Annotated in this window: 9 protein-coding genes; 2 read left to right on the top strand and 7 right to left on the bottom strand. The window is 67.2% G+C overall.

Annotated elements, in window-relative coordinates:
- Positions 1 to 77: 77 nt before the first annotated feature.
- From FPV16_RS08090 to urtA, 6 genes are all read right to left on the bottom strand, one after another.
- Complete coding sequence (locus FPV16_RS08090; RefSeq protein WP_227437711.1) at positions 78 to 1,094, bottom strand: alpha/beta fold hydrolase; 1,017 nt, start codon at positions 1,092 to 1,094, stop codon at positions 78 to 80.
- Positions 1,095 to 1,147: 53 nt separating this feature from the next.
- Positions 1,148 to 1,837: an urea ABC transporter ATP-binding subunit UrtE gene (gene urtE / locus FPV16_RS08085; RefSeq protein WP_227437797.1), complete on the bottom strand. Its 690-nt coding sequence runs from the start codon at positions 1,835 to 1,837 to the stop codon at positions 1,148 to 1,150.
- 77 nt (positions 1,838 to 1,914) lie between these two features.
- The gene (urtD, locus tag FPV16_RS08080) at positions 1,915 to 2,700 is read right to left on the bottom strand and encodes an urea ABC transporter ATP-binding protein UrtD (protein WP_018041704.1); all 786 of its coding nucleotides are present in this window, start codon (positions 2,698 to 2,700) and stop codon (positions 1,915 to 1,917) included.
- Positions 2,701 to 2,714: 14 nt separating this feature from the next.
- Positions 2,715 to 3,881, bottom strand: a complete 1,167-nt coding sequence (gene urtC, locus FPV16_RS08075) for an urea ABC transporter permease subunit UrtC (RefSeq protein ID WP_027171119.1) — start codon at positions 3,879 to 3,881, stop codon at positions 2,715 to 2,717.
- A gap of 13 nt (positions 3,882 to 3,894) precedes the next feature.
- Positions 3,895 to 4,821, bottom strand: coding sequence for an urea ABC transporter permease subunit UrtB (gene urtB / locus FPV16_RS08070; RefSeq protein ID WP_027171118.1), 927 nt, complete (start codon positions 4,819 to 4,821; stop codon positions 3,895 to 3,897).
- 235 nt (positions 4,822 to 5,056) lie between these two features.
- Complete coding sequence (gene urtA, locus FPV16_RS08065) at positions 5,057 to 6,316, bottom strand: urea ABC transporter substrate-binding protein (RefSeq protein ID WP_227437710.1); 1,260 nt, start codon at positions 6,314 to 6,316, stop codon at positions 5,057 to 5,059.
- Between the two features lie 336 nt (positions 6,317 to 6,652).
- On the opposite strand from urtA, the gene FPV16_RS08060 reads away from it, so the two are divergent.
- Positions 6,653 to 10,087: an ATP-binding protein gene (locus tag FPV16_RS08060; RefSeq protein ID WP_227437709.1), complete on the top strand. Its 3,435-nt coding sequence runs from the start codon at positions 6,653 to 6,655 to the stop codon at positions 10,085 to 10,087.
- Complete coding sequence (locus FPV16_RS08055; protein ID WP_227437708.1) at positions 10,080 to 10,982, top strand: DNA-binding response regulator; 903 nt, start codon at positions 10,080 to 10,082, stop codon at positions 10,980 to 10,982. Before FPV16_RS08060 ends, FPV16_RS08055 begins: the two co-directional genes overlap by 8 nt.
- A 294-nt stretch (positions 10,983 to 11,276) precedes the next feature.
- Here FPV16_RS08055 and FPV16_RS08050 read toward each other — a convergent pair whose 3' ends face one another.
- Positions 11,277 to 12,500 carry a divergent polysaccharide deacetylase family protein gene (locus FPV16_RS08050; protein ID WP_227437796.1) on the bottom strand — a complete coding sequence of 408 codons (1,224 nt, stop codon included), beginning with the start codon at positions 12,498 to 12,500 and terminating at the stop codon, positions 11,277 to 11,279.
- Positions 12,501 to 12,534 lie beyond the last annotated feature (34 nt).

Genomic DNA, 12,534 nt, shown 5'->3' with positions numbered 1-12,534 from the left:
CCCCGTTTGGGCCGGCCGGCTCATCCGGCGGGCCGTGGACGATGGCCGGCGGCGCCCTTGGCGGCGCTGCCCGGCGTTCAGCTCGCGAGCAGCTCTTTCAGGGCGGCGTCGAGCGTGGCGATGTCGTCGGGGCTGGTGCCGGGACCGCCGGCGAAATGGCCCCACCAGGTCTCGATCACCCGCAACTCGGCGTTCGGCATGGATTGCGCCTCGATCCGGTTGTCCTCCGGCGGGAAATACAGGTCGGTGGAGGCCGGCATCAGGATCGCCTTGGCGCGGATCGCGGCGAGGGCGGCCTTGGTATCGCCCTTGAAGACCGGATTGGCGCCGATATCGCCGTTCTGCCAGGTCCAGAGCATGGCCAGCAGATCGTTGGCGTCACGGGTGTAGAACAGGCCTTCCCAGAACCCGACGAGGAAATCCTCCAGGGACGCGTAGCCCATATGGGTCAGGTCGGCCTCGATCCGGTAGAAGGTCTGCGACAGGCCCCAGCCGGCATAGACCCGGCCGAAGGCGCGCAGGCCCTTGTTCGGCGGCGTCGTATACCAGCCCTCCGCGAAGGCTGCGTCCGCCTGAAGTGCTGCTTTCGCCCCTTCGAGGAAGACGAAATTGTGCCGCGAACACTTGGCCGACCCCTGAAACGGCAGGATACGCGGGACCATGTCGGGATAGAGCGCCCCCCAATGGTAGGTCTGGAGCGCACCCATCGACCAGCCGGTCACCAGCACTAACTTCTCGATGCCGAAATGCTCGGTCACCAGACGGTGCTGGGCCACGACGTTGTCGTAGGCCGTGACGTTGGGAAAGCGCGGCCCGTCCCAGGGGGCGGGCGTGTTGCTCGGCGAGGACGAGAGCCCGTTGCCGAACATGTTCGGGATGATGATGAAGTATTGATCGGGGTCGAGAGCCTTGCCCGGCCCGATCAGCCATTCGTTCTCCGTGTGCTGGCCCGAATACCAGGTCGGATAGACGATGGCGTTGTCCTTGGCCGCGTTAAGCGTACCGAAGGTCTTGAAGGCGAGCTTGGCCCCGCGCAGCGTCTTGCCGCATTGGAGCACATAGTCGCCGAGTTCGAAGATCTCGTAATCCGCCATGGGGGCTGCCTGGAGCTGTGTTGCGGAACGGCGGGCGGATACTCCCCCGGCAATCAGACCGAGAGGAAGCGGGCGACCTGTGCCTCGTCGATATCGGCCCGCATCGCCTCGTGGACGATGTTGCCGTTCTCGATGACCAGCACCCGGTCGGCGACGTCGAGGGCGAAGCTCAGCACCTGCTCCGAGACGACGATGGAGAGGCCGCGCTCGTCGCGGATCTTCTTCAGGGTCCGTCCCATCTCGCGGATGATCGAGGGCTGGATGCCCTCCGTCGGCTCGTCGAGGAGGAGCACCTTCGGCCGGCTGGCCAGCGCCCGCGCGATGGCGAGTTGCTGCTGCTGGCCGCCGGAGAGATTGCCGCCGCGTCGTCCCTTCATCTCCAGCAGGACCGGGAACATCGTGTAGAGGTCCTGCGGAACCTTGCGCTCCTTGGTGACGGTGAGGCCCGTCTCAATATTCTCCTGTACCGTCATGGCCGAGAAGATCATCCGGCCCTGCGGCACGTAGGCGAGGCCGCTCGCCACGCGCTGGTGGCTCTTGAGGGCCGTGATGTCCCGGCCGTCGACGGTGATGGTGCCGGACTTCACCGGAACGATCCCCATCAGGGTCTTCATCAGCGTGGTCTTGCCCATGCCGTTGCGGCCCATCACGGCGACGATCTCGCCCGGCGCAATGCTGATGTCGAGGCCGTGCAGCACCTCGCTCTGGCCGTAGGCCGAATGGAGGTCGCGGATCGCCAGCATCGGTTGCCCCCCGAGGGAGGTCACCGGCGGGAGGGGGGCCGAGGCGGAACTGGTCTGAAGCATGGCGCCGGTCCTGTTCAGTGGCCGAGATAGACTTCGATGACCTTCGGATCGTTCTTCACCCGCTCCATCGAGCCTTCGGAGAGCACCTTGCCCTGGTGCAGCACGGTGACCCGGTGGGCGATGTCCTCGACGAACTTCATGTCGTGCTCGATGACGAGCACCGAGCGGCCGACAATGATCTGGTTGAGGAGTTCGGCGGTCTTGATGCGCTCGCCGACGCTCATGCCGGCCACCGGCTCGTCGAGCATGAGGAGTTCCGGATCCTGGATCAGCAGCATGCCGATCTCGAGCCACTGCTTCTGGCCGTGGCTCAGGAACTCCGCCCGCTCCTTGAGCTGGTCTTTCAGGAAGATCATCGTCGCGACTTCGTGGATGCGGTCGCGGACTTCGGCATCGCGCTTGAAGGTCAGCGCGCCCCAGACCGTGCGGCCACGGGGGAACGAGATCTCGAGGTTCTCGAACACCGTGAGGTCGTCATAGATCGACGGCGTCTGGAACTTACGGCCGACGCCCGCCTGAACGATGGCGCTCTCCGAAATCTTGGTGAGTTCCTGGCCCTTGAACTTGATCGAGCCGGCGCTGGCCTTGGTCCGTCCGCAGATCAGGTCGAGCACCGTGGTCTTGCCGGCGCCGTTGGGGCCGATGATGACGCGAATCTCGTTGGGATCGACGTAGAACGACACGTCGTTCACCGCCTTGAAGCCGTCGAAGGAGACGGTGAGGGCTTCCACCGAGAGGAGGAAGTCCTTCGCGTCGGGGGATTCGCCGATGATCGGCGAGCTCAGGATGGCGGCGTTCATCGTGGGTCTCGCTCCTATTCGGCGGGGGTGCCGTGGGGGACGGGCGCCCCCACGGGCGCGAGGGCCTTCACCTTGCGGGTGAGCCGAGGCTCGACATAGCTGCGGTAGATGCCGGCGAGACCGTTGGGGAAGGCGAGGACGACGGCGATGAACAGTGCGCCGAGGCCGAAGAGCCAGAGTTCGGGGAAGCTCTCCGAGAAGGTTGTCTTGGCCCAGTTGACCAGAAGCGTGCCCCAGACCGCGCCGAACAGCGACAGGCGCCCGCCGACGGCGGCGTAGATCACCATCTCGATGGAGGGCACGATGCCGACGAAGGACGGCGACATGAACCCCACCTGCAGGGTGAACATCGCCCCACCGATGGCGGCGAAGCCGGCCGCGAGGCAGAAGGCGAAGACCTTGAACCCGGCCACGGAATAGCCCGAGAACCGGACCCGGTCCTCCTTGTCGCGCATGGCGAGGAGGATGCGCCCGAGCTTGGCCTTCTTCACGTATTGCGCCGCCAGGATGCAGCCGATGAGCAGCCCGCCATTGAGGAAGTAGAGGATGAACTTCGCGCTGTCGGTGCGGATGTCCCAGCCGTGCAGGGTGCGCAGATCGGTGATGCCGTTGATGCCGCCGGTGTAGCCCTGCTGGCCGACGATGAGGATCGTCAGGATGGCGGCGATGGCCTGGGTGATGATGGCGAAGTAGGTGCCGCCGACCCGGCGGGTGAACATCGCGAAGCCGATCACGAAGGCAAAGAAGACCGGCACGGCCACGACGAGGATCAGCGTCAGCGGCAGACTCTGGAACGGCTTCCACATCAGGGGCAGTTCGGTGATCTGGTTCCAGTCCATGAAGTCCGGGATGCCCGGCGTCGACTGGATCTTGGTGTTCTCGACGCTGGAGGCTTCGAGCTTCAGGTACATGGCCATGCAATAGCCGCCGAGCCCGAAGAACACGCCCTGTCCGAGAGACAGGATGCCGGCATAGCCCCAGCACATGACGAGGCCGAGCGCCACGAAGGCGTAGGTGAGGTACTTGCCCACCAGGTTGAGACGGAACGCGTCGAGGGTCGCCGGCAGGACGATGAGGATGAAGGCGGCGAGGAGCGCGAGGCTCACCCACTCCATCGGCTTCATGAAGGGATTGTCGTTCACGGTGAGCGACTTCGACAGGGTCTGGACGGGGCTTGTCATCGGGATGGCCTCCTCAGCGCCGGACCTTGAGGGTGAACAGACCCTGCGGGCGGACCATCAGGATCCCGACGACGGCGAGCAGCGTCAGGACCTTGGCGGTGGAGCCGGACAGGAAGAATTCGAGGGTCGACTGGGTCTGCGAAATCGAGAAGGCCGAGGCGATGGTGCCGAGCAGGCTGGCCGCGCCGCCGAAGACCACGATCAGGAAGGTGTCGACGATGTAGAGCTGGCCCGAGGTCGGCCCGGTGGAGCCGATCATGGTGAAGGCCGAGCCCGCCACACCGGCGATGCCGCAGCCGAGGCCGAACGTGTAGCGATCCACCTTCTCGGTATCGATGCCGACGGCGCCGGCCATGGGGCGGTTCTGCATCACCGCGCGCACCTGTTGGCCGAAGCGCGAGCGATACATCAGCAGGCCGACGCCGACGGTGATGAGGGTGGTGATCGCCATCACGAACAGGCCGTTGATCGGCACCTCGATTGTGTCGGTGACCTGGACCGAGCCGATGAGCCAGGACGGCAGCTCGACGCCGACCTCGCGGGCCCCGAAGATGGTGCGGTAGGATTGCTGCAGGATCAGCGACAGGCCCCAGGTGGCGAGCAGCGTATCGAGGGGGCGCTTGTAGAGATGGCGGATGAGCGTCCATTCGACGATCATTCCGAGGGCGCCCGAGGCCAGGAAGGCCAGGATCATCGCCACGAAGAAGTAGATGCCGAACAGGCCGGGCAAGTGCGTCTGGAAGAAGGTCGAGCACAGGTAGGTGACGTAGGCGCCGAGGATCATGAACTCCCCGTGCGCCATGTTGATCACACCCATCTGGCCGAAGATGACCGCGAGGCCGAGGGCCATCAGTACGTAGACCGAGAACAGGATCAGTCCGGCGAAGCCCTGCATCGCGAAGATCGCGCCGAGATCTCCGAGGGAATAGTCACCGAGCATGTTTCCGACCTTCCGAAGAATGCGGCTTCCGGTTTGCAAGCATCAGGCCGTTCGATGGCCGGCGCCACGCAGAGGAAAGCTTTGCCGCCGGCTCCCTCTCCTGAAAGGAGAGGGTTGGGGTGAGGTGTGGTCCACATCCAGACAGGTCACACACCTCACCCTGTCCCTCTCCCTCCAGGAGAGGGGACCCGCGCCAAGGCTGGAACTCGTCCTGCGATGGCGAGGGGGGCTGGCCCTACTGGTAGCCCTTGGGGAAGGGGTTCGGCTCGATCAGCGCGGGGCTCTCGTAGACGATCTCAAACTGGCCGCTCGGCAGGGCCTTGGCGACGCGGGTCTTCGACCAGAGGTGGTGGTTCGGGTGGATCTTGACGTAGCCCTCGGGGGCCTCCTTGAACTCGATATCGGCGGAGGCCGCGACCACCTTGTCGACATCGAAGGAGCCGGCCTTCTCGCAGGCCATCTTCCACAGGAACGGTCCGAGATAGGCGGCCTGGGTCACGTCGCCGATCACGGTCTTCTCGCCCCACATCTTGTGGAAGGCGGCGACGAACTTCTCGTTGTTCGCGTTCTTGAGCGACTGGAAGTACTTCATGCAGGAATAGGCGCCCGCGATGTTGTCGCCGCCGATGCCGTCGATCTCGTCTTCCGTCACCGAGATGGTCAGCAGGGTCTGCTTGGAGAGGTCGATACCGGCCGCCTTGAGCTGCTTATAGAACGCCACGTTCGAGCCGCCGACGACGTCGGTGAAGATCACGTCGGGCTTGGTGAGCTTGATCTTGTTGATCACCGAGTTGAACTGGGTATGGCCCAGCGGGAAATATTCCTCGCCGACGACTTTGGTCTTGAGCACATTCTCGATGTGCTTGCGGGCGATCTTGTTCGAGGTGCGCGGCCAGATGTAGTCCGAGCCGATGAAGAAGAACGTTTTGGCGCCCTTCTCTTTGGTCACCCAGTTGAGCGACTCCAGGATCTGCTGAGTGGCTTCCTGGCCGGTATAGATGACGTTCTTGGACTGCTCCAGGCCCTCGTAGAAGGTCGGGTAGTAGAGCAGGCCGTTATACTGCTCGAAGACCGGCAGGGCGGCCTTGCGCGAGGCGGAGGTCCAACAGCCCATCACAGCGGCACAATGGTCGTTGACGAGGAGCTTCTTGGCCTTCTCAGCGAAGGTCGGCCAGTCGGAGGCGCCGTCCTCCTGGATGACCTTGATCTTGCGGCCCAGCACGCCGCCCGCCTCGTTGATCTGGGCGATGGCGAGCTTCTCCGCCTGGATCGAGCCGGTCTCGGAGATCGCCATCGTGCCGGTGGCCGAGTGGAGGATGCCGACGGTGACTTCGGTATCGGTCACCGCGAGCCCGGTGGTGTTCACCGCCGAGGTCGGAGGAGCCGCAGCAAAAGCACTGCGCGGCATCATGGCCATGGCCGGAATGCTCGCCAGACCCATCAGAAGCTTGCGACGGAGGGCCGAGTGCGGTCCGTGCTCGTTGTCGGCTGCCATCGTGCGTGAACCCCTTCCACGAGATATGCCGCCGGCTCCTGCATAAGGCGGGCCGTTGCGGTGGGGCGGAAGCTAGGCGGGATGGCGCGGCGCAGCATATACGCTGTTTTGCGTAGGGCGGAGACTGCGCGCTCCGCTTCCCGTGCCCGCCGGAGGACGATCTTCCCTGTGCGGGGCGTGCCGTCCCCGCGAGGCGGGCCTCGACGCGGCTCTCCTGGTGTACCAATGTCTCCCGGCCCCGCGGCACGGGGATTGCTGATACCGCCGTTCGCCCGCAGGCGCATGTGGGCCGGCCATTCTCACCCATGACGCTGACCGGGCAGACTGAACGACCCCATGAGCGGCCGCCAGCAGATTCCCCCGATCAGGCGGGCCTATAACCGCTTCGTCGCGGACGAGACGCTCGAGGATTACGCTCTTCGCTTCACCGCGAAGAAAGCGCGGCGCTGGTCGAGCCTGCAGGTGGCGCAGACGGCGCTGGGGTCGCTCTCGTTCCTGGCGCTGGAGGCGATCGGCGGCACCCTGGTCCTGGCCACCGGCTTCACCAACACCGTGACGGCGGTGCTGTTCGTGGGCGTGCTGATCTTCGCCACCGCCGTGCCGATCAGCCTCTACGCGGCCCGCTACGGCGTCGACATCGATCTCCTCACCCGCGGGGCCGGCTTCGGCTATCTCGGCTCCACCATCACCTCGCTGATCTATGCAAGCTTCACCTTCCTGTTCTTCGCCATCGAGGCGTCGATCATGGCTCTGGCGCTGCAGCTCTGCCTCGGCCTGCCGCTGGGGATCGGCTACGTCGTGAGCGCGGTGGTGGTGATCCCCCTCGTCGTCTACGGGATCAGCCTGATCAGCCGGTTCCAGATCTGGACACAGCCGCTCTGGATCGGGCTCAACCTCCTGCCGCTCGGCTTCATCGCGTGGAAGGGTGGCCCTGCCTTCGGCAACCTCCTGTCCTATCCGGGAGCCTCGGAGGCCGTCGGCTCAATCTCCACGGTCCTGGGCTACCCGATCTCGGGTTTCGACCTCGCCCAGTTCGGCCTCGCCTCCGGCATCCTCCTCGCGCTGCTGGCGCAGATCGGCGAGCAGGTAGATTTCCTCCGCTTCGTGCCGCAGGCCGAGACGTCCGAATCGGGGAGCAATCCGCGCTGGTGGCTCGCCGTGCTCGGGGCCGGGGCGGGCTGGATCCTGCCCGGCATGTTCAAGATCATGCTCGGCGCCTTCCTGGCGGTGCTGGCCCTGGGGCAGGGCGTACCGCACGAACAGGCCGCCGAGCCGACGCAGATGTACGTGGTCGCCTTCGGCTACGTCATGCCGTCGCGGGAAGGGGCGGTGCTCCTCACCGGCCTCTTCGTGGTGATCTCGCAGCTCAAGATCAACGTCACCAACGCCTATGCCGGCTCCATCGCCTGGTCGAACTTCTTCTCGCGCCTCACCCACAGCCATCCCGGCCGCGTGGTCTGGCTCGTCTTCAACGTCGCCATCGCGCTGCTGCTGATGGAACTCGGCATCGACAAGACCCTGGCCAGCACGCTCTCGCTCTACGCGGTGGTGGTGTCGGCCTGGGTCGGCGCGCTCTCGGCGGATCTCGCCGTCAATAAGCCCCTCGGCCTGTCGCCGCCGGGCATCGAGTTCAAGCGGGCGCATCTCTACGCCGTGAATCCGGTCGGCACCGGCGCCTCGGCCCTGGCGCTGCTCGCCGGCTTCCTCGCCCATGCGGGCCTGCTCGGCGCGGGGCTCCAGAACTTCGCGCCGCTGCTCTCCCTCGTCACCGCCTTCGCGGCGGCGCCCGCCATCGCCTTCGCCACCGGCGGACGCTACTATCTGGCGAGGCCCGCCATCGCCGATTGGGGCGGCCGCCCGGAGATCCAGTGCACCGTCTGCGAGCATCCGTTCGAGGGGGAGGACATGGCCCATTGCCCGGCCTATGCCGGGCCGATCTGCTCGCTCTGCTGCTCGCTGGACGCCCGCTGCGGCGACCTGTGCAAGCCGCATGGCCGCCTGGAGGCCCAGGCCCAGAGCGCGCTGACCCGGATCATGCCGGCCAAGACCGCCGCCTGGATCGGGGCGCCCCTCGGGCGCTACCTCGCTCTGATGCTCACGCTGGTCTCGGTGATCGGGCTGATCCTCGGGATCGTCCATGCCGGCATCGCCACCGCCCAGCCCGAGCACGGCGAGACCCTGCGCGCCGCGTTGACCAGCGTGTTCTTCATCCTCGTGGTGATCCTCGGCATCGTCGCCTGGCTGTTCGTCCTCGCCCAGGAGAGCCGCCGCGTGGCGCAGGAGGAGACCGCCCGCCAGACCGCCCTCTATGAGGCCGAGATCGAGGCCCACAAAATCACCGACGCCAAGCTGCAGCAGGCCAAGGAGACGGCGGAGGCCGCCAACCTCGCCAAGAGCCGCTACGTGGTGGGAATGAGCCACGAACTGCGCACCCCGCTCAACGCCGTCCTCGGCTACGCGCAATTGCTGGAGGGCGACGACGACATCCCCATGGCCCGCCGCAACGGCATCCGCGTCATCCGGCGCAGCGCCCAGCACCTGTCGGGCCTGATCGACGGGCTCCTCGACATCTCCCGCATGGAGGCGGGACGCCTCCAGATCCACCGCAACGAGTTCCGCCTCGTGGATTTCCTGGACCAGATCGTCGACATGGTCCGGCTCCAGGCCAACGCCGCCGGCCTCGAATTCCGGTTCTCGCGCCCGCCCACGCTGCCGGTCGTGGTGGCGGCGGACGAGAAGCGCCTGCGCCAGATCCTGCTCAACCTCCTCTCCAACGCGATCAAGTTCACGGAAAACGGCTGGGTCTCCCTGGAGATGAGCTATCGCAGCCAGGTGGCGGTGTTCTCGATCCGCGACAGCGGCCTCGGCATTCCCGAGGGCGACCTGCAGCGGATCTTCGGGCCCTTCGAGCGCGGCTCGTTGCCGGCCGCGCGCAACACGCCGGGCACGGGGCTCGGGCTCACCATCGCCCATCTCCTCGCCCAGGTGATGGGTGGCGAGATCACCGTCACCAGCGAGGTCGGACGCGGCACCTGTTTCAGCCTCCGGCTCATGCTCACCTCGATGCATCGGCCGGCCGGTCCCAGGCCCGTGGAGGCGCCCGAGCCCGTCGGCGGCCATCGGCGGGCGAGGCCGGCCCATGACGGGCCGCCCCGCGTGGTCCTGGTGGCCGACGACGATGCCTCGCATCGCGCCCTCATGCGCGACGTGCTCGAACCGCTGGGTCTCGTCGTGCTCGAATCCCCCGACGGGCCGCATTGCCTGGCGCAGGCGATGGAGCGGCGGCCGGACATCGTCCTCCTCGACATCGCCATGCCGGGAATGAGCGGCTGGGCCGTGGCCAAAGCCCTGCGCGATGCCGGGCTCTCGTCCCGGATCGCCATCATGTCCGCCAACGTCCACGAGATCAGCCCGATCCGGGGCGATGACGCCCCGCATGACGAGATCATCCCCAAACCCTTCGATCTGCGCGACTTTCTGGAGCGCATCGAGCGACTGCTGGCCCTCGGCCAGCCCGCCCCGCCTCCCGCCGCCGCGGCGAAGGCCTCGCCGGGGAACGGGAAAAACGGGGCCTCCCTGCGTCAGGACCACATCGCCGAGCTGATCCGCCTCGGCCGCATCGGCCATGTCCGCGGCATCGAGGCCAAGCTCACCGAGCTCGAAGGCCACGCCGCCATCCCGGCCGAGATCGCGGCACAGATGCGCGGGCTCGTCGCCTCCTACGATCTCCGACGCTACGTGCGTGTCCTCGAAGGGATGCGCGATGGCTGAGATGCAGCGCGACATCGTCCTCGTCGTGGACGATTCCCCCGAGACCCTGAGCTTCCTCACCGAGGCGATCGAGCGCTCCGGCGCCACCGTCCTGGTGGCGGTGGCCGGCGACCTCGCTCTGGCGCTGGTGGAGGAGATCACCCCCGACATTATCCTGCTCGATGCGATGATGCCCGGCATGGACGGGTTCGAGACCTGCCGCCGCCTGAAGGCGCGCAGCGACCTCGCCCTGGTGCCGGTGATCTTCATGACCGGCCTGTCCGAAACCGAGCATATCGTGAAGGGCCTGGAGGCGGGCGGCAGCGATTACGTCACCAAGCCCATCGCCCCCGACGAGATCCTGGCTCGTATCCGCGTGCATCTGGCGAGCGCGCGGGCCGCGCAGAGCGCGCGCGCCGCCCTCGACACCACCGGGCGCACGCTCTTCGCCGTGGACCGCCAGGGTGTCGTCCTCTGGAGCACGCCGCAGGCCGCCCGCGTGCTGGCCAAGCTCGGGGACGGGGGGGCGCGCCTGCCGGAGACGGGCCGCCTCTGGCTCGCCGAGCAGCTCAAGGGGGGCAATGCCGCCGCCGTCGTCGTTTTGGATGCGGAGGGCGCCGCCCATAGCCTCAGCCTCATCGGCACGACCGGCGACGAGGTCTTGCTGCGCCTCTCCCGCGACGCCTCCGCCAGCGGGATCGAGCGCCTGCGCGGCAACCTGCCGATCACCGCCCGCGAGGCCGACGTGCTGTTCTGGCTGTCGCGGGGCAAGGCGAGCCGCGACATCGGCGAGATCCTCGGCCTGTCGCCGCGCACGGTGACGAAGCATCTGGAGAGCATCTACGCCAAGCTCGGCGTGGAGAACCGCACCGCCGCCTCGATGATCGCCTCCCGCTACATCGACGATCAGGCCTGAGACCGAGCCTCGATGTGTCTGAAGTAGGCGAACACCGGATTTCGAGACTGCCCATCCCTCATCCCGATCGGCTGAACGGTTCGGGTCCTGGCGCTGGTCCCCTCACCTTCCAGGAGAGTTCCGGTGCGCTTCATGCCCAATCGTCGTTAGCCCCGTCAGAGTTGTATGGATCCAGTAGCCCGACAGGCGGGGCGAGGAGATGCTCACGCCAGGCCCGCACCACGGACGATAACCTTTTCTCCCGGCCTTTCAGCGACCAGCAGATACAGCCGAACCGTTCGACCATAAACCGTCCTAGGGACCCGCGCTCGACAGGCGCGCGGGCGGCATCCCTCGCAGGGCGGTGCTGACGGGGACGAGGCGAACGCCGCGGGCTTCGAGGTCGCGTGACCAGCGGGCGATCCGCTCGATCGTCATGGGCATCGCGCCCGCCGAGGCCAGGGCGAACCCGTTGGCCTTGGCCTGGGCTTCGAGTCGGGCGAGTTCGCGGTCGATCGCCTCGGCCTGGGGCATGGCGTCGAGGACGATCTCGGCGCGGGCGACCGGGGTCTTCAGCTTGCCGCCGAGAGACGTCGCCAGGGAGCGCGACGAGGTACCATCATCCACGAAGCCGAGCCCCCTGGCGCCAATCTCGCGCAGCACCGGCTCGAAGGCGGCCGCATCGCCCCCGAGCTTGGCCCCCATGAAGTTCACGAGGCCGACATAGCCCCCGAACCGGCTCATCACCCAGGACAGCCGGTCGAGGTTCTCAGGGGCGCGCGAACTCGTCAGCATGGTCTGCGGACCGGGATCGCTATCGGGATAGTCGAACGGCTCCATCGGGGCTTGGACCAGGATCTCGTGGCCGAAATCACGGGCGCGGGCGACGCTGCGTTCGAGGTCGCCGCCATAGGGCGAGAAGGCGAGGCTGATTGCGGGCGGCAGCCTGGTGATGGCGCCTGCCGTGGCAGCCTGCCCGACGCCGAGGCCGGTGACGAGAAGGGCGATGCGCGCGCCGGGTGCCCCGGCAGCAGCATCGGCGCGGGCATAGACGTCGAGGGGCCGGCGGCGGTCGTCGCCGATCTTGGGCAGGCTGCCGTGGCGGCCCCGTTCCATCAGCCTCGGGTCGGGGGCGGCGAGGCGCAGGGGCTCGGCATTGGGCACGCGGATGATCACCGCCTCGGTGGGGGCCGCGGTACCAGCCGGCCGCACCACATGGACGCCCGATGCCGTCTCGACCTCGCCGGCCGAGCGTGGGGCCGATGGTGGAGGCTCGGGCGCTTTCGCCACGGGGGGAGGAGCGGCCGGTTCGCGCAGGGTGATCGTCGCGACGGCGGACGGCTCGCCGCCCTGGGGATCGCCGGTCATCGCCAGGATGGTGCCGCCGACGGCGAGGCCCGCCACCGCCATGGCGACCACGGCCGCCGGGCTCATCCGAGGCATCGAGACGCCGCGCAACCGCTGGCCGAGCGAGCGGGGCGCCGCAGCACTCACGGTTCCCAGCGGACGGGTCAGGATGTCGTCGGTGGCCACGGTCAGCCGTTCCCTGAAAGCTCGCGACCGGCGGATGCTG

Source organism: Methylobacterium sp. W2 (assembly GCF_020662345.1).
Taxonomy (GTDB): domain Bacteria; phylum Pseudomonadota; class Alphaproteobacteria; order Rhizobiales; family Beijerinckiaceae; genus Methylobacterium.
Note: the sequence above shows the minus strand (reverse complement) of the source record. Positions and strands in the feature narration are given on the sequence as shown.